The 18,404-nt window shown below is 47.6% G+C and carries 14 protein-coding genes; 12 read left to right on the plus strand and 2 right to left on the minus strand.

From position 1 onward, the window contains the following. The 4 genes from GC130_RS26340 to GC130_RS26355 all read left to right on the plus strand — a co-directional run bounded on the left by GC130_RS26340 (position 1) and on the right by GC130_RS26355 (position 5,778). Complete coding sequence (locus GC130_RS26340) at positions 1-630, plus strand: sugar transferase (protein ID WP_152001363.1); 630 nt, start codon at positions 1-3, stop codon at positions 628-630. Between the two features lie 60 nt (positions 631-690). Beyond that, a complete protein-coding gene (locus tag GC130_RS26345) occupies positions 691-2,571 on the plus strand; it encodes a nucleoside-diphosphate sugar epimerase/dehydratase (protein WP_201568588.1) in 1,881 nt (626 codons plus the stop codon). A gap of 217 nt (positions 2,572-2,788) precedes the next feature. Continuing rightward, positions 2,789-3,121, plus strand: a complete 333-nt coding sequence (locus GC130_RS26350; RefSeq protein ID WP_152001364.1) for a PadR family transcriptional regulator — start codon at positions 2,789-2,791, stop codon at positions 3,119-3,121. Continuing rightward, entirely contained in the window at positions 3,118-5,778 is a 2,661-nt protein-coding gene (locus GC130_RS26355; RefSeq protein ID WP_226940616.1) for an ABC transporter permease, read from the plus strand. The genes GC130_RS26350 and GC130_RS26355 overlap by 4 nt, the downstream gene beginning before the upstream one ends. Positions 5,779-5,858: 80 nt before the next feature. Here the strand turns inward: GC130_RS26355 and GC130_RS26360 are convergent, their stop codons facing one another. After that, positions 5,859-7,364 (minus strand): glycoside hydrolase family 26 protein, encoded by a 1,506-nt coding sequence (locus GC130_RS26360; protein ID WP_152001365.1) that lies wholly within the window; start codon positions 7,362-7,364, stop codon positions 5,859-5,861. A gap of 139 nt (positions 7,365-7,503) precedes the next feature. Continuing rightward, positions 7,504-8,394: a sugar phosphate isomerase/epimerase gene (locus tag GC130_RS26365; RefSeq protein WP_152001366.1), complete on the minus strand. Its 891-nt coding sequence runs from the start codon at positions 8,392-8,394 to the stop codon at positions 7,504-7,506. A gap of 229 nt (positions 8,395-8,623) precedes the next feature. Between GC130_RS26365 and GC130_RS26370 the strand changes: the two genes are divergently transcribed. The 8 genes from GC130_RS26370 (at position 8,624) to GC130_RS26405 (ending at position 18,383) form a co-directional block, all read left to right on the plus strand. After that, positions 8,624-11,425 carry a discoidin domain-containing protein gene (locus tag GC130_RS26370; RefSeq protein ID WP_152001367.1) on the plus strand — a complete coding sequence of 934 codons (2,802 nt, stop codon included), beginning with the start codon at positions 8,624-8,626 and terminating at the stop codon, positions 11,423-11,425. A gap of 180 nt (positions 11,426-11,605) precedes the next feature. Further along, a complete protein-coding gene (locus GC130_RS26375; protein ID WP_152001368.1) occupies positions 11,606-12,274 on the plus strand; it encodes a heme exporter protein CcmB in 669 nt (222 codons plus the stop codon). A gap of 13 nt (positions 12,275-12,287) precedes the next feature. Beyond that, positions 12,288-12,947, plus strand: a complete 660-nt coding sequence (ccsA, locus tag GC130_RS26380) for a cytochrome c biogenesis protein CcsA (RefSeq protein WP_152001773.1) — start codon at positions 12,288-12,290, stop codon at positions 12,945-12,947. Position 12,948: 1 nt separating this feature from the next. Continuing rightward, positions 12,949-13,218 carry a CcmD family protein gene (locus GC130_RS26385; RefSeq protein WP_152001369.1) on the plus strand — a complete coding sequence of 90 codons (270 nt, stop codon included), beginning with the start codon at positions 12,949-12,951 and terminating at the stop codon, positions 13,216-13,218. Positions 13,219-13,251: 33 nt separating this feature from the next. Further along, positions 13,252-13,668 (plus strand): cytochrome c maturation protein CcmE, encoded by a 417-nt coding sequence (locus tag GC130_RS26390; RefSeq protein WP_152001370.1) that lies wholly within the window; start codon positions 13,252-13,254, stop codon positions 13,666-13,668. 13 nt (positions 13,669-13,681) lie between these two features. Further along, complete coding sequence (locus GC130_RS26395) at positions 13,682-16,216, plus strand: heme lyase CcmF/NrfE family subunit (RefSeq protein WP_152001371.1); 2,535 nt, start codon at positions 13,682-13,684, stop codon at positions 16,214-16,216. Positions 16,217-16,287: 71 nt separating this feature from the next. Further along, positions 16,288-17,580 carry an aminotransferase class V-fold PLP-dependent enzyme gene (locus GC130_RS26400; RefSeq protein ID WP_152001372.1) on the plus strand — a complete coding sequence of 431 codons (1,293 nt, stop codon included), beginning with the start codon at positions 16,288-16,290 and terminating at the stop codon, positions 17,578-17,580. Continuing rightward, complete coding sequence (locus GC130_RS26405; protein WP_152001373.1) at positions 17,580-18,383, plus strand: Rossmann-like and DUF2520 domain-containing protein; 804 nt, start codon at positions 17,580-17,582, stop codon at positions 18,381-18,383. Before GC130_RS26400 ends, GC130_RS26405 begins: the two co-directional genes overlap by 1 nt. Positions 18,384-18,404 lie beyond the last annotated feature (21 nt).

Consider the following 18,404-nt stretch of genomic DNA (forward strand, 5'->3'; position numbering starts at 1 on the left):
ATGATTAGGTTGCTAGATTTAACGATATCCATTTTGGGAATGATATTATTTCTTCCCGCTTTTTTACTTTTTGCTGCGCTAATAGTTGCCGACTCTTCTGGATCGGTTTTTTACCTTCAGAAAAGAGTAGGTAGGGGGGGGCAGGAGTTTACTTTATATAAACTCAGAACTATGAGGAGTGGTGCTGACAAAAATGGTCTTTTGACGATTGGGGCAAATGACAGTAGGATAACAAAATTCGGGTTATTTTTGAGGAGATATAAAATAGATGAGGTTCCTCAATTGATCAATGTTTTCAAAGGGGATATGAGCCTCGTTGGGCCGAGACCGGAAGTTCGAAGATATGTTGAACATTACACAGAAGATCAGAAGAAGATTCTTCTCATCCGGCCAGGAGTTACCGATATGGCCTCAATATTCTATAAAGATGAAAATGACGTTTTAAGTCTGGCTTCTGATCCTGACTCGCTCTATATCAAAGAAATTTTACCACATAAAATCAGCCTCAATCAATTTTACATAGAGAACCCGTCAGTAAGAAATTATTTTTATATAATCTATCTAACATTGAGGAAATTATTATCAAGATCAGGTGGAAAGGATACCAGCCAGGGGGCAACTATTCATTGACGCTTTTTTTTCAATTTAGCACTATTTACACCAGGCAGACTTTGGTAACAAAAGGCATCAGTGAAGGAGGTCAGACATTTGGGAAAACTAAGCGAAATGACAAGTAGTCATAGTTTCATAATAGGCAATAAATCGATAATCAAATTCATGATTGATGTCCTGCTTTGGACAACTCTCACCGTAGTTAGTTTTGTTTTGCGTCTTGAGGGAGATATCCAAAGGTTGGCTGAGTCCCTATTTGTTTACTCTTCATTGTTATTCTTCGTCAAGGCTGCATCAGTTTGGCATTTCAAATTGTACAAACAGTCATGGCAAAATGTAGGCCTCTCGGATTTTTATTCACTAGTAAAAGCGGATGTCGTAGTTGGATTTTTTGCTTGGGTGCTTGTTTTTGTTTTACGGCCAAATTTTGTTGTTCCATACTCGATCCCATTTATTGAGTCCGCACTAATGCTTTTGAGTCTTGGTGGCATAAGGATTCTTTTTAGATATTACTTCAAAAACTTCGTTTCCAAAAGAAATTTCCCACGAAGGAAAAGGGTGCTGATTGCCGGTGCAGGAGACGTGGGGACAATGGTTGCGAGAGAAATGCTTAGAAACCCGAAAGAAGGGTTCCTTCCTGTGGCGTTTCTGGACGATGATCCGACTAAAAGTAACCAACGTTTTTTGGGGGTTCCTGTTCTTGGGCAGATCGAGGAGATGAGTGAAATTATTGATGAAGAGAACATTGACGAGCTCATTATAGCCATGCCCAATGCTACAGGAGACACAATACGAAAAATCGTCGAGTACGCTCAACTGGCCAACATACCACACAGAACAATCCCAAGGTTAAATGATCTCATAAGTGGAAGGGTAAATATTAACTTCCTTAGGAATGTCGAATTGGAAGATTTGTTGAGGAGGGAGCCTGTGCAACTGGATAGCACCAAGATATCTGCTTATTTGAAGCAAAAAAGGGTGATGGTTACCGGTGCAGGTGGGTCTATCGGCTCTGAGATTGTTCGCCAGCTTACCAGGTTTGATCCCGACACCATCTTATTGGTAGGGAGAGGAGAAAGCAGCTTACATTTGATAAGTATTGAATTGAGGGATAAAAGGGGGTTCCAAAAATTTGATGTTAAAATTGCCGATGTGCGAGACAGAGACACTCTGGAAAAACTGTTTGATGAATACAAACCAGAAGTGATTTTCCATGCTGCGGCGCATAAACATGTCCCTTTTATGGAGGACAACCCCGCTCAATCTGTCTTCAACAATGTTATTGGCACCAAGAACCTGACTGAACTTGCACTTAAGTATAATGTTAAATATTTCGTCAATATTTCGACAGATAAGGCCGTAAATCCAACCTCAGTTATGGGAGCGTCAAAAAGGGTGAGCGAGCACCTTGTTTCGCTAGCGTCTTCAAAAGCCGAAAAGGATCAGTATTTCGTCTCGGTAAGGTTTGGAAATGTGCTCGGAAGTAGGGGAAGTGTAATCCCGATATTCAAAGAACAGATTAAGAACGGTGGGCCCATTACCATTACTCACCCCGAAATGGTTAGATATTTTATGACTATACCGGAAGCCAGCCAGTTAGTTTTGCAGGCGGGCGCAATGAATAAGAATGGCTCACTATTTATTTTAGACATGGGCAAGCCGGTGAAAATATTGGATATGGCGAGAGACTTGATATCACTTTCTGGCCTAATTCCTGATCAGGATATAAAAATTGTATTTTCAGGAGTTAGACCTGGGGAAAAGATGTTTGAGGAATTGCTTACATCGCAGGAAACACTTGAAGCCACAGTGCATGGAAAAATATTTTCAGCTAAGAAAAATGTTCACCCTCAAGGCATCGAAACCATGGTTTCGATGCTTGAAAAAGTTGCACAAACTGGAGATATCGTCAAAATCAAAGCAGCATATAAAGAAATAATCCCATCGTATACACCCTAATGCTCGGACAGACGGCCGTTCGGCTTTCCAGGGTGCCATTCTGTTTCTGGGAGCTTGTTGCTTTACAGTTTTAATTATTCTTTTAGCCCAGGGCTTTTTCAAGCCGTGGAAAGCCCTTAGTTCTTTGCTATTGTACACGCTATTGAGTGGGGTTTTCTTTTTCGTGTTGTTTTGCCAATTTGTTTTACAAAATATAAGCATATACTTTTGTAAGTATATGAGCAAAGAATACATAGGCGAGTTCGAGGAGCTGATCCTCACACTCGTTGCCGCTTTGAAAGACGATGCTTACGGAGCGGCTATCACAGAAGAGATAGAATCGAAGCTAAGCCGGGAAGTCAACCTGAGTGCAGTGCATGTTACCCTGTACAGGCTGGAGGATAAAGGCTTTATTAAATCAGAGCTTGGCGGTGGCACCAACATGCGGGGCGGCCGCAAAAAGAGAATTTTCACCATCACCAGCGCCGGTATGGCTATGCTGAAAAACATCAAGGACAGCAGGCTGAAACTTTGGAACATGGTGCCCGAGCTTAAAATCGCAGCGGAGTGAAGGAACAGGATCAGATAATCCCTCATTGGGTGCGGAGGTTCCTTCAACTCATCTGCCCAGAGTATCTCTATGAAGAGATAGAGGGTGACCTTATTTATCGATATAACAGAGACTTACTCAAACACAACAACAATAAAGCTAAGAGAAGGCTGGTGTGGAATGCTATTCGCTTTTTCCGTCCCGGCATCCTGATGCGCAACAATTTTACAAAAGGACTAAACTATCAAATCATGCTCAAGTATCATTTACTAGTGGCCTGGAGAGTGCTGCTGAAAAACAAGCTCTTTAGCTTCACGAACGTCTCCGGTTTGGCCATAGGCTTTGCCTGCTGCATTTTTATCACTATGTATGTACTCGATGAGCTCTCGTATGATCAGTACCACGGCAAGGCTCACCGGATATACCGACTACTGCATAATTCAGGCAACCTGGCCGACACAGCCGCCACCAGCAACAACCCTAAAGACTACGACGTGTGGGGCAATGCTCCTGTGGGGGTTGCCCTCCAGGCGGAGTTTCCCGAAGTTGAGCAGGTGGTCAGGTTCTCCGGACGAGCGAGAACAGTTTTAAGGAAAGACGACAAAGTCTTCAACGAGGAAAACATTTTCATTGTCGATTCTACTGCGTTTGATGTCTTCAGCTGGAAGTTTGTAGCGGGCGATCCGCAGAAAGCGCTGGCCCAGCCCAATAGTATTGTGCTTACCCAGTCTACTGCAAAAAAATATTTTGGCGACGAAAACCCCGTGGGCCAAACCATCGAAGTGGATGCTATTCCCGGCCGGATCAATGAAGCATCCACCTGCATGGTAACGGCTGTTCTGGAGGACATCCCTCACAACTCACATTTTACTTTTGATGTGCTCATGCCCATGAGCATGTTCAAGCGGTCGAGGCCTGGTGTGTTTACCGCCTGGGGCTATGTGGACACCTACACCTACTTTACCGTGACCGAAGGGTTTGATATCAATGTCCTTCACGCTAAAATGCACGACTTCACACGGCGGCATGTAACCGACTGGAGCTATAATGTACTTATTGAGCCCATGGGTGATGCCTACCTCCACTCCGAAGCCAAAAGGCAGCCTGGAGTGACTGGCAATCTCTCCAACATCTATTTGTTTTCAGCGATTGCTGTTTTCATTCTCATCATCGCAAGCATCAACTTCATGAACCTCAGCAGTGCCCGGTCGATGACACGGGCGAAAGAGGTGGGTGTGAGAAAAGTATCCGGTGCACGCCAGTGGGCTTTGATGTCCCAATTCCTGACCGAAGCGGTGCTGCTGTCGCTGATCAGTGCATGTATTGCTTACCTGATTGTGCTGGCAGCCATGCCGGGCTTCAGAACGCTTACCGGCAAAGCCCTCGGGCTTGAGCTGCTTTTCATGCCAGGCACCATTGTCATTTTGCTTGGTTCCGCTGTGGTAGTGGGGCTTTTTGCAGGAATATATCCTGCTGCTGTACTATCGAGCTTTCTTCCTTCTCAGGTTATCAAAGGTATCATCAAAGCTTCTTTTCAGGGAGCTGTGCTTCGCAAAGGGTTGGTAATTTTCCAGTTCACATTGTCGATAGCCTTGATTGCCGGTACGACGATTGTATACAATCAGCTGGAGCATATGAGGTCGGTTGATATGGGCTTTGAGCAGGATCAAATGCTAGTGATCGATTATGGCTACGATGGCCGGGTGCAGTCAAAAATCGACCTCATAAAAGACGAATACGAAAAAATGTCGTTCGTTACTTCCGTTTCTGCTACCAGAACAGTGCCGGGCGGGCATTTTCCCAAGGCTGGCACCAGTGTAGAGACCGCCTCTGGCGAAATGATAAATCATGCACCAAACCTCTACGAGGTAGATTTTGATTTTATCGAGCACTTTGACATTGAGGTAGTTGCTGGCCGTGGTTACTCCAGAGAGTTCCCGGCAGATACCGCAAAATCCATGGTGATCAACCAAGCAGCCGCCAGGTTGTGGGGCTACCCAAATCCGGAGGATATTATCGGTAAAAAGTTTTCGCAATGGGGGAGAGACGGCCGCATCATCGGCGTGGTAAAGGACTTCAACTATGTGTCGCTGCACGATCAGGTGGAGCCGCTCACACTAAGGCTGGAACCGAAGTGGAGCACCAGCTTTCTGGCACTGGAGCTAAAAACGACCGACTTCCCGGCAGCCCTGAGCCAAATCGAAGATACCTGGAAGCAGATGGCCCCGCACCGGCCTTTTCTTTACAGCTTCCTCGATGATTCGTTCAACCGCCAATACCAGGCCGACGTCAGGTTCGGTAAAGTATTTGGCGTGTTTGCGGTTTTGGCCATTTTTATTGCATGCCTGGGGTTGTTTGGCCTCGCCGCCTGGACGGCGGAGCGCAGAATCAAAGAAATCGGCATAAGAAGGGTGTTGGGAGCTTCTTTTGCTCAGATTATTTCTCTCCTTTCCGCTGACTTCATGAAGCTCGTCGCTGTGGCGATTGTGATTGCCACTCCTCTGGCGTGGTATGTGATGAGCCGCTGGCTGGAAGGTTTCGCCTTTCAAACTGAAATCCGCTGGTGGGTATTTGCGTTGGCTGGGTTAATGGCGACCCTAATAGCGCTGATCACTGTAAGCTTTCAGTCGGCAAAGGCAGCCTCTACGAACCCGGCCAAGTCGTTGAGGAGTGAATAAGTTTTGATTTTCTAATAAACGGAGAAGGGGCTCAGGTGGCCCCTTCTTCGTTTAGATACATGATGCAGCTGACTGCTGATCTACTTCTTATCATACACAACCGTAGAAACATTCTCACCTCTTGGCGATTTTGACGTCTGCTGAATCACAAGCTTCTTACCTCTTCTTTGGAGCGTCCAAACATCCAAACCTGTAATCGTGGATGGATTACCGCCAAAGTTGAATGTTACCTTCGAGTCGATGGACAGCGTGTCCTTCATTGGCGACCAGTTGGCATGCTGCACCCTGGGTGAATTAAACATTTTAGACTCAATAGCCGACCCATCCAACGGCCAGGTTTGCTCGGTTACCTCGTCATCGGCCCATTCTACTACGGAGGTTGACTTAATCAGAAGCTTATTGTCCTTTTGCACAATGCTCAGCTTTACTGCCGGCCCGCCAAACCCCTGGTATTTTGTCTCATCCTCATTGAGCACCCACTCGCCTGTGAAGTCCGCCGGAACTGAGGACGGGAGGGGCTCAAAGCCCTCAGCCTTTCTGAGTTCTCTGGTCCCCTCGGTGTACGCCTTGTCTTCCATAAACACAATGCGTGAGTCGGCAACAAGTGGCTCATACTCGCTTTTCGGTGTTCCCCTCACCATGCCCGACCACACCACCCAGTAGGTCCAGTTGGGTTGCTTTTCGAGTATTTCCAGCGAAGGCGGATTCCCCACTTCACCCAACGCCAAAGGTTTGCCTTGCGACAATTCCATGAGCCCATCATAATAGCTTTGGTTGAAGTCACGACCATACACGTCCAGCGAAAGAATGTCCAGATATTCATTGCCTGGGTAGTACTTGATAAACTCACGGCCCGGGGCACTGGGCCTGTCTACACTCCACACCCAAATCAGGTTGTTGAGCTTGTGGTAGTTCACCATTCTGTCGAATATCTGACGGTACAAGGCCGCTGTGCCATATTTCGGGTCGGTACGGGCACCCCACCAAAACCAGTCACCGTTCATCTCGTGGTAAGGCCTCCACAATACTGGTACACCTGCATCTTGCAACTGCTTCAGGTAGCCGGCAATTTCATCTACCTGAGTCAGCCACTTCTTGTTGATTTTTGTACCCTTTTTCAGCAGGTCTTTGAATTGCTTGTCCAGTAAATCTCCCTGCACGCTGGCCAAAGCCGTAGAATCAAAACCGGGCAACGGCTGAAAGGTGACCGGTTCATCAGCTGTCGGCGGCACAGCGTGCCAGCATAAGGTGACAATGGCACCGAGTTGATGCTGGCGAATAGCTTCCTCCACGATAGAGGGCCGGGCCAGGTACGAATCCTTGTCCCCGTCTTTGGCAAAGCCAAAGTCCTGGCTCCAAACTGGGGGCGTCTTGCCTATGTAATCAGCAGCGAACTGCGAATTCCTGTCCCTTGAAATAGGAAAGTTGTGTTGACCCACCAGCGTATGCTTGCCACTCAAGCTTTGAATGTACTCAAGCAACGCCCGTGCCTCAGGAGAGGCGTTCGGCGTAACAGGGGCTATTTGTGCAAAGGCAGCAACATTGAACAGACACAAAAGTGTCAGTGAAAACAAGGCTCTTTTCATCTGTATAAATTTTACTTTTTAGCGGCCAGATCGGTCCGCCGAAGCGGGAATAGCCTGTACCATTACGGAATAAATCTTAGTCTGTTGACAGGTTATTCATCGTTCCACGCCGGTCCGGTGGGTAGGGTATTCCTTATGGCTATTTCTTTTTCTTGCCTTTCTTTGTCTTTAGCGATGCCAGATAGTCCAGGCTTTGCGGCACCTGCTCAAGGGCTCTCGAAGATTCATCTTCGATGAAATAGTGTTTGATCCCTATTTCCATGGCGGCTTCCATGGCCTCGGCAATGCCAACATCGCCCTGACCAAGCACTACGTTGGTTTCAGGATCCTGGCGGCCCTGCAGGTTGTCTTTGCTTCCCGGCTTCCTGTCCTTCAAATGCAGTGAAGTAAAGCGAGTCGGGTATTTTCTCAGCAACGCAGCAGGATTTTGTCCAGGGTTGCGCATCCAGAACACGTCCATTTGAACGGTGACATAGTCCGGGTTGGTATTGTCCATAAAATACTCGTACAAGGTGCCATTGCCTCCTTCGTAGTCAACGAACTCATAACCATGGGCATGATAGGCGAAAGTCAGTCCGTTTTCCTTCAGGGTTTTTCCCGCCGCATTGAAGACCTCCACCCCTTTCTTCATCTCCTCAAGGGTCATCTTTTCCTCAGTATGGGGAATCCAGTAGCAGAGCACAAATTTGGCATTGTAAAACTTCGCATTATCGATGATTGCCTGAAGCTCATCTGGTTTTTGCAGTGCATCGAAGTTGCTACCAACTGCTACTACTTTGAGCCCGTATTTTTCGAGCAGCTTTTTATACGCCTCCTTGTCAATTCCACGTGGTGTGCCTCCTTCAAGCTCTTTGACGCCCAGCTCTTGTAGACGAGCCAGCGTCTTTTCCACATCTACTTTCATGAGTTCTCTCATGCTACCCATCTGAATGCCAATTTCCTGGGCCATTGTCGCAGGAGATCCCGCCAAAAGGGCCAGCAGCAGCAACAAAATCGTTCTTTTAGAGAAAGGGGTTATCGTCTTGTTCATATTTTTTTATTTAGGGTGATTCACATGTTCATATTAGCCCTAATTTAAGGAATGTACAACACGTTTTCCACCAGTAATTGCGCCAAACGGTCTAACCTGGAACTCCATTTGTATCAAAATGGGGTGGCATTATGTGAGAAAACCAACCAGTGAAAACTAAGTCAATGGGAATGCGCCATGATAATGGTTAAATTCCAACCTTATACATACTACATTCTATTTTCACCCTATGAGAACTACATCAAGTGACTGGCTCCGTGCGGGGGCTGCTTTTTTTATATCCCTTTCGATTTTCTCCTGCTCTCCGTCAGAAAAGCAGTTCGATAAAACTCCTCAGCTGAGCACTTCTCAGGATACAATCAACCTCCCCGTTGTGCAGTTACCAGAGGGAGCCGACACCACCAACGCCTATTGGCAAGGCATTGACCTTGAGCCAAAGAAGCCGGTGATACCATTGCCCGTAAATGGAGAAAAGGCCAGGCTCCTGCTTCAGCCCGGCTACAGCCTTGAACCAATTTTAACAGAGCCGCAAATACAGCAGCCAGGTGCCATTACTTTTGATGGCAACGGCAGAATGTACGTGCTGGAATTACGCACCTACATGCTTACAGCTGATTCCGAAGGTACGCTTGAACCAGTAAGCGCCATTTCCCGCTGGGAAGACAAAGACAATGATGGCATCTATGAGACGGGGGGAACGTTTGTCGACAGCCTCGTTTTCCCAAGATTTGTTCTGGCCTTTGGCCCCAACAGTGTGCTGACCATGGAGTCGAACACCGACAATGTGTATATGTTTACCGACACCGACAATGACGGCAAGGCGGACGAAAAGGAGTTTTTTACAGATAATTTTGGCCGCCCGGGTAATGTGGAGCATCAACAAGCATTTTTGTACTGGGGCATGGACAACTGGTTATACAGCACAGTGAACCCCTTCAGGGTGAGATGGACGCCCAATGGTGTGATAAGGGAAGCCACAGGCTCCAACCACGCCCAGTGGGGAATTTCGCATGACGATGATGGCAAACTCTGGTTTCAGGGCGGGTCTAACGGTTTACCCATGTCCTTTCAATTTCCGATTCATTATGGCGACTATATTGTAAAAGACGTGAACTATGCAGAGGGCTTCGATGTGCCCTGGGGAGCACCCGTAAAGATAGCCGACATGCAGGGCGGTATGGGTGCGGTGCGAATGCCCGAGGGAACCTTGAACAGAGTGACAGGTGCAGCTGGCAACGATGTGTACCGGGGCGACAGGCTGCCAAAAGAGCTCTACGGCCAATACTTCTACGGCGAACCTGTAGCAAGAATCGTCAGGCAAATCAATCCTGTAGTTAACGAAGGTTTGACGACGCTACACAACGTCTTTCAGGATCAAAAATCAGAGTTCATTCGCTCAACTGATCCACTTTTCCGTCCGGTTGACATGACGACAGCGCCAGACGGCACCATGTACATTACGGACATGTACCACGGCATTATCCAGGAGGGAGAATGGACACCTGTGGGCTCTTACCTGAGAGCGAAAATTGAGCAGTATCAGCTCGACAAAGTCGTAGGACTGGGAAGAATCTGGAGACTAAGCCATAAGGATTTTCAAAGAGACAAGACAAAGCCAAAGATGTACGACCAAAAATCGTCGGAGCTTCTGGCATACCTCAGTCACCCAAATGGTTGGTGGAGAGACATGGCGCAGCAGGTACTGGTGCAGCGCCAGGATAAGTCGGTAGCTCCTGAGTTAGTTAAGATGGCAAAGACAAGTGACAACCTTCTGGCTCGTTTTCACGCTTTGTGGGTGCTCGAAGGTATCGGCGCACTCGACGCTGGTCTTGTCAGGGAAATGATGAAAGATTCCAATCCACGTATGCGCATTCAAGCCATGTGGGTGGGCGAAACACTTTATAAGGCTGGTGACATGTCGCTTGGGGCTGACTACGTGCGTATGATGAACGATGAGGACACCATGGTGAAAATGCGTGCCATGATGACCGGGCGCCTCCTCAAAATTCCGGGAACGGAACAGGCTGTGAAGGCAGTAATGACCGCAGATCAAACAGCCGGTGTGCAGTTGGTGGCGCAGCAGGTACTGGAACCAGTCGTAGTTAATTCATTCTTTGGGCGCAACAACCCCAACTACTCGGAAAAAGAGCAGGTGCTGCTTGAAAAAGGTGCCGATATATACAACAGCCTGTGTGCTACCTGCCATGGTACGCTGGGGCTCGGAGCTCCTGGCGGGCAAGGCAAGTTAATGGCACCATCGCTGGCCGCTTCAAAGCGAGTAAAGGGCCACCCGGACTATGTGATTAAGACTCTGCTGCACGGCCTCACAGGAGATATCGAAGGCACTTCGTACACAGGTATCATGATGGCCCCCATGGGCAACAATGATGACGAATGGATTGCCGCAGCGGCATCGTTTATCAGGGCCAATTTTGAAAATGAATCGTCACTGGTTACCGCCGAAGACGTAGCCAGAGTGAGAGCAAGTACGACAGCACAAACCAAGTCGTATACATACCCTGAGCTGTTCGCCTCAGTTCCCAAAGTTTTGACGCCAGCAGACAACTGGAAAATGACTGCCAGCCACACTGCCAACACCAGAAAGGGAAGTACAGCATCGGCAAAGGGAGCCTTCAACTTCGAAGGCTGGACAACAGGCATTACCCAACAGGCGGGCATGTGGTACCAGGTGCAGTTGCCTAAACCTGCCACCATTACCGAAATCCATTTCACCTCGCCGCCCATCAGCCGGGGCTGGAGACCAGGCTCACCTCCTCCAATCCATACCTATCCAAAAGAGTATGATCTGGAAGTGTCGATGGACGGCAAGCAGTGGACAAAATTGCTGGAGAAGGCGAAAGGTGACAATGCTTCAATGGCTATTAGAATAGCTCCTGTAGAAACGAAATTCCTGCGCATGACTTTAACAAAATCCGATTCTATCGTACACGGAGAGTTCCGTGGGCGCTCCATCGACTTTGAGGTCACCTGGACCATGCGGGAGATGAAGCTTTATGGGTTTATGGAGTAGAAAGATCAACAGTTTTTCTCTTTGCCAAAAAGTTTTTCCGATTTGACAGTTGGGGGAGGCAATCAAATTGCTTCCCTCAACTTTTATACAGTGCCTGTTAATGCCTCAAATCAGCGCTCTTTAACTGTCTTTTGCTACCAAAACACTTTTTTCTGATGTAACTTTGCGCCACCAAAAAATATGTGGGCTGAAGTCAAATATCTGTTCCTCAAAGAGGTCACCCTTGAATGGAGGCAAAAGTATGCTTTCAACGGCCTCCTGTTGTTTACTGTCAGCACCATTTTCATCATCTACCTGAGTCTGCGAGTTAAAAATCAGGCCGGACTTCCCGACCATTTGTGGAATGCCCTCTTCTGGATAATAATTCTTTTTTCTGCCATCAATGCGGTTGCCAAAAGCTTCCTTCAGGAGTCTCCCGGCAGGCAGCTCTACTACTACATTTCAGTGCACCCAATCAGCCTGATCATGGCGAAAATGATCTACAACAGTTTGCTGATGGTGGTACTGGCAGTGATTGCGGTGGTAGTATACGGAACGGTTTTGGGCTATCCGGTCATCAACACACTGATGTTTGCCTCAGTGGTGGCGCTGGCCTCCGTAGGTATTTCATCAGTACTCACGATGATGTCAGCCATTGCTTCAAAAGCTGGCAACAATACCGTACTTATGGCCATTTTGAGTCTGCCCTTGCTCATACCCATTCTCCTGCTGTCAATTAAAGCTGTAAAGAATGCTATTGATGACCTAACTTGGGCCGACACATCAGACGAACTAATTACGCTGGCGGCCGTAGATTGCATTGGAATTGCGTTGGGCTATGTGTTGTTTCCTTTTCTCTGGAAAAGCTGATATGGATAAATTGATAAGAAAATGGTGGTGGAAAATCCTGGCAGTTGTGCTCATGCTCTACGTAGTGTGTGCAGGTCTTCTTTTTGACGTTCCCCGGCTGGTGATTCTGAATGAAACCATCAGGGTGCTGCATTTTCACGTGCCCATGTGGTTCGGTATGATTTTGCTTTTGCTGGCGTCGGTAGTTTACGCCATTAAAAACCTTTCTAACCCCAGCCCAAAAAACGACATCTATAGTTTGGAGTTTGCCAACGTTGGTGTAGCATTTGGTGTGATGGGCATTGTAACTGGCATGATTTGGGCCAATTTTACCTGGGGAGAGCCCTGGAGCAACGACCCCAAACAAAACGCTTCCGCCATCGGCATCCTTATCTATTTCGCCTATTTTATACTTAGAGGATCGATAGAGGACGAAAACACCAAGGCAAGGATAAGTGCGGTTTACAACATATTTGCCTTTGCCATTTTAATCCCTCTTTTGTTTATCCTTCCCCGGCTTACCGACTCACTGCACCCCGGCAACGGCGGCAACCCCGGTTTCAATGCCTATGACCTGGATAGCAAACTGAGGAAAGTGTTTTACACCGCAGTTATTGGCTGGTCGCTCATAGGTTTTTGGATCGCCACCATCAGGGTCAGAATGAGATTAGTTCAACATGTTACAGAGCAATAAAATGAAGCATACACTTTCCATAGCACTGTTTACCACAGGCATGTTTTTGTCAACCAGCCTCTGGGCACAGGAAAAACATAAAATAGATGAAAACGATTATGCCAATCAATCTGTTGAAATGGCAGACGGCTTCCGGGCCGAGGGAAAAATCTATGTCGTAGTAGCAGTAATGGTGGCCCTCTTGGGAGGATTTACCTTCTACGTGGTAAGGATGGACATGAAAGTGACGGGCCTGGAAAAAAAGGTAGAGGAATTTCTGCAAGGAAAATAAGGTTTAGGTAGTTGAAATATAAAAAGAGAGTCAATGAAAAAGTCGCACATATTCGGAATCATCATCATAGCTGTGGCTGTCATGGTTATTGTTTCCACAGCGGGTGACGCAAGCACCTATGTGAGCTTTGGAGAAGCCCAGGAGTTAGCCGAAAAAGGCAACGCAAACATGATCCATGTGGTGGGAGCCCTAAAGAAAGACGAGCAGGGTCAGCCAGTTGGTATTCAAACCAGCCCCGATATGCTCTCCTTCTCCTTCATCATGGTTGATCAAGACAACCTTGAACAAGAAGTGATTTACAACCAGCCCATGCCCATGGACTTTCTAAGGTCGGAGCAGGTAGTGGTGGTGGGCTCTTACAAGAAAAATAAATTCATTGCCGACAAAATCCTGATGAAGTGCCCTTCAAAATATCAGGAGAATGAAATAAAAGTTGGAGAGGTCAGATAAGCCCGAAAAGTAGATGATACATACCTTTGTTGGTAATTTAGGTCACTTTTTAGTGATCACAGCGTTTGTTTCTGTTCTCATCAGCGCATTTTCATATTGGAAAGCCCAGCGTTCCGATGAAATTGCCAAGCCTTCCTGGCTTAGCTATGCACGCATCGCCTTTTACATTCATGGCGCTTCCGTATTTGGTGTTGTTGCCTCGCTCTTTTACATCATCAACAGCCACTATTTCGAGTACCACTATGCCTGGAGCCACTCCTCTGCTGAGCTTCCGGTCTACTATCAGATTGCTACATTTTGGAACGGCCAGGAAGGCTCTTTCCTGCTGTGGGCATTCTGGCATGTCATTCTTGGGGCGATCCTGATCAACACCAACAAGTTTTGGGAAGCACCCATCATGGCCGTTTTCGCTGCTGTGCAAGCCTTCCTTCTGTCAATGATCCTTGGGGTCGTTATTTTCAATGTAAAGTTTGGAAGCTCGCCGTTCATTTTGCTGCGTGAGGCAATGAATGCGCCGATTTTCCAGCTCAACCCGGACTTCGTTCCCAAAGATGGCTCAGGCCTCAACCCCCTGCTTCAGAACTACTGGATGGTCATTCACCCCCCAACTTTGTTCCTGGGCTTTGCCACCACTATTATCCCATTTGTGTATTGCATGGCTGGGCTTTGGATAGGAAAATACAAAGAATGGGTCAGGCCGGCACTGCCGTGGGCACTGTTTTCGGCAGTCACACTCGGCATTGGCATATTGATGGGCGCCTACTGGGCTTACGAAACGCTAAATTTTGGAGGCTACTGGAACTGGGATCCCGTGGAAAACGCCATCTACGTGCCGTGGCTGGTGCTGGTGGCAGCCATCCACACCATGATCACCTTCAAGAAAAGTAACAACGCACTGAAGGCATCCATGGTGCTGTCCATTGCTACGTTCATCTTGGTGCTTTATGCCACATTCCTTACTCGTTCCGGTATACTAGGCGATTCATCAGTCCATTCGTTTACTGATCTCGGGCTTTCCGGCCAGCTCCTTGTCTATCTTCTAACGTTTACAGTGCTATCCGTTTGGCTTTTGGGCAAAACCTGGAGCAAGATACCCACCTCCGAAGAGGAAGTTTCCACTTACTCCAGAGAGTTCTGGATTTTCATGGGTGCCGCCACGCTTTGTGTAATGGCCTTTCAGGTGATTATACCCACTTCCATCCCTGTATGGAATGCCATTGTTGAGCTGTTTGGCGGCATCTCCAATGTAGCGCCCCCGGCTGATCAGGTCGCTTTCTACAGCAAGTGGCAAATCTGGCTGGCAGTTATCCTGGCCCTGCTCTCAGGAACAGGGCAGTTTTTCTGGTGGAAAAAAGTGGACAAACAAAAGCTCAAGGAGTCCCTCTTTTACCCCGCAGTTATTTCTTTGCTGGGTTCTGGAATTATTATTGTTGTGGCTAAAGTCACCGAGCCAGCCTACATTCTTTTGCTTACCGCAGGCATCTATTCCATCGTTGCTAATGGAAAAATTCTTTTTTCGTTGCTGAAAACGAGCCCCAAACTGGCAGGCGGAGCCGTGGCACACATTGGCATAGCCATGATGCTGGTGGGTGTTCTTTTCTCTTCTGGCTATTCCAAGATCATTTCCCTTAACAATACCGGAATGATTTGGAATAAGGACTTTCCGGAGGAAATGAACACAAAGAATCTCCTGCTGTTTCAGCATGAAACCGTGCAAATGGGGGACTATTCTCTAAATTATAAAGGTCTCAGAAAAGAAATAGATGGCTTTCCTGGCTATGTGAGCACTAGTGCTATTGAAGCTTTTGGCGATGCCTACAAAGTAGTGGCCCGAAAGGACATAGAGTGGAAGGGAAAGAAATATTTTTCCGAAGGAGATACACTGGTTCTTGACAACCCTGAAAACAGTTTCTTCGAAATTGAATATTCGAAAAGCGACGGCAAAAAATTTACGCTATACCCCAGGTTCCAAATCAACGAGTCGATGGGGATGCAAGTCTATTCTCCTGATATCAAAAGAACTCTTACCTCCGATTTGTATACCCACGTAAGAACCTTTCCGGATCCCGAATCTGAAACAGAGTGGAACGAAATGGAAGAGGTGACCGTAAAGGTTGGCGAAACTTTTTTTGTGAACGACTTTGTTGCCAGGGTGCAGGGCATTGAAAGAATAACGGAAATCCCACAAGTGACATTGGGGCCCGAAGACGTGGCAATCAAGGCAAGAATCGTTATTAGTGGCGCCGATGAAGACTATATTGTGGAGCCTATTTACCTGATCAAGGACAGAATGATCGGTCTGATACCTGAGGAGGTGAAGGATGTCGCTTCAAAAATCACTTTCCTTAACGTCCACCCTGAAAGCAATAGCTTCACTTTTGGCATCAACACCACACAAAAGGAGTGGGTTATTCTGGAGGCCGTAGTTAAGCCTTATATCAACGTCCTTTGGACAGGCACCCTAATCATGGTACTTGGTTTTGCCATGGCCATTCGCAGGCGCTATGTCGAGTTTATCAAAATGAGAGACAAGGGCCAGGAGGAATAAGCCATTCAAGTAAAGTGGTTTAACAATCAAGTCAATTTTACTACCTTCATAGCCGAACAATCAATCGACCTATGAAGGCTTCCAGAAGATCATTTTTCAGGCAAATGAGTGCCGCAGCCGGTGCCTTGTCTTTGTCAGGTATGGCGGCAAAAGCTGCCTCTTTCGAGGTGGCAGATGGATTGAAGTCCCTGCAATCGCTCGACCCCTTTGCAGCCGCAGAAGATGAGCTCTCATGGGGCGCAGTCCGCCAGGCTTACACTGTATCCCCCTCCATCATCAACCTCAACAATGGTGGTGTAAGCCCCCAGCCCAAAGTGGTGCAGGAAGCCAACGATCGCTATTACCACCTCAGCAATGAAGCGCCGTCTTACTATATGTGGGGCATTCTCGACCAGGGTCGTGAGCCCTTACGTGAAAAACTGGCAAATTTAGCGGGTTGTAGCCCTGACGAAATAGCCATCAACCGGAATGCCACCGAAGCCCTGGATACGGTCATCTACGGCATGGACCTGAAAAAAGGGGATGAGGTGATTCTTACCAGGCAGGACTATCCCAACATGATCAATGCCTGGAAGCAGAGGGAAATGAGAGACGGCATTAAGCTAGTCTGGCTCAATCTGGATATGCCCACGGAAAATGCAGACTACGTAGTAAAGGCCTTCACAGATGCTGTGACCCCTAAAACCAAAGTCTTTCACATCACTCACATGATCAACTGGAACGGGCAGATCATGCCAGTGAAGAGACTCTGCGAAGAGGCGAAAAAAAGAAACATCTTCTCGCTGGTGGACGGCGCCCACACATTTGCCCATATGGATTTCAAAGTACCCGATTTTGGTTGCGATGCCTACGGCACCAGCCTCCACAAATGGCTTTGTGCTCCATTTGGCACCGGCATGCTTTACCTGAGAAAAGAGCGCATCACTGAAATCTGGCCTATTTTCACTAACGATAACCCCAGGGGTGATAATATCCGCAAGTTCGAATCCCTTGGCACCCGCTCCTTTGCGCCAGAGCAGGCCATTGGTCAGGCCATCGATTTTCACAATGCCATAGGCCCAAAAAGAAAAGAAGAAAGGTTGCGGCACCTCAAAAATTATTGGTGCGAAAAGGTAAAAGACCACCCGAAAGTCAAACTCAACATTTCTCTCAAACCCGACTTTAGCTGCGCCCTCGGCAACTTCGCCATCGAGGGCAAGGAGCCTGGGGAAATCGCCACCCGGTTGTTCAATGACTACAAAATCCACGTGGTGGGTATTGTGTGGGAAAACATCAAAGGAGTAAGAGTAACGCCACACGTGTATACACTTACCAGTGAATTAGATAAATTAGCTGCCGCAATACACAAAATAGCGGACAGTTAATGGCAGAACGATTTTCCTTCAGAGTAGCTCTTATCGGTTCGGGCAGGCTGGGCACGCAACTGGCAATGGCCCTGGAAAAAGGCGGTCACCGGATTGCCGAAATTTTCAACCCTTCCCAAAAATCAGCGGAGAAGTTGGCCTACAACCTCTATTCCAGTCAGCTGGTCAATAGCCTTGATTTTTCCGACAGCGACTGCAATTTCTTTATTATTGCCGTGCCCGACGAAGCCATAGAGCAGGTGGCCACAGAAATTGTGCTCCCTGACGAGGCCATCATAGTCCACACGTCCGGAGCAACCCCCATGAGCATACTGGAGGTGACTGCCGCTGAAAACTTCGGCGTGTTGTGGCCGCTTCAGAGCTTTAGCCATGGTGCAACTATCAGCTTTTCGCAGCTTCCGATTATTATAGAAGGCTCCAACGATCACACATTGGAAATCCTTAACCGTGTAGTGGCTTCTCTTGGCTCAGAGCCGGTGTTCATGGAAGAGGAAGAAAGGAAGAACCTGCACGTGGCGGCCGTGTTTGCCAGCAACTTCACCAATTTTATGCTGAGGTCGGCCGAGCGGGTGCTTGAAAAAGACGACATTTCTCTGGATATACTGAAACCTCTTGTAGTGGAAACCATTCGCAAAGCTTTTGAAATCGGGCCTGAAAATGCTCAAACCGGCCCGGCGGCAAGAGAAGATTTTACCACTATCGATGCTCAGACCTTACTTCTAGCCGATAACGAATCGCTGCAAAGAATGTACCGCATGATTTCTCAGGAAATCATCGACAGCAAATATGAGTCGGACGTGTAGTTTGAAATCCAGCGGTTCTGC

The organism is Imperialibacter sp. EC-SDR9 (assembly GCF_902498805.1).
Classification (GTDB): Bacteria; Bacteroidota; Bacteroidia; order Cytophagales; family Cyclobacteriaceae; genus Imperialibacter.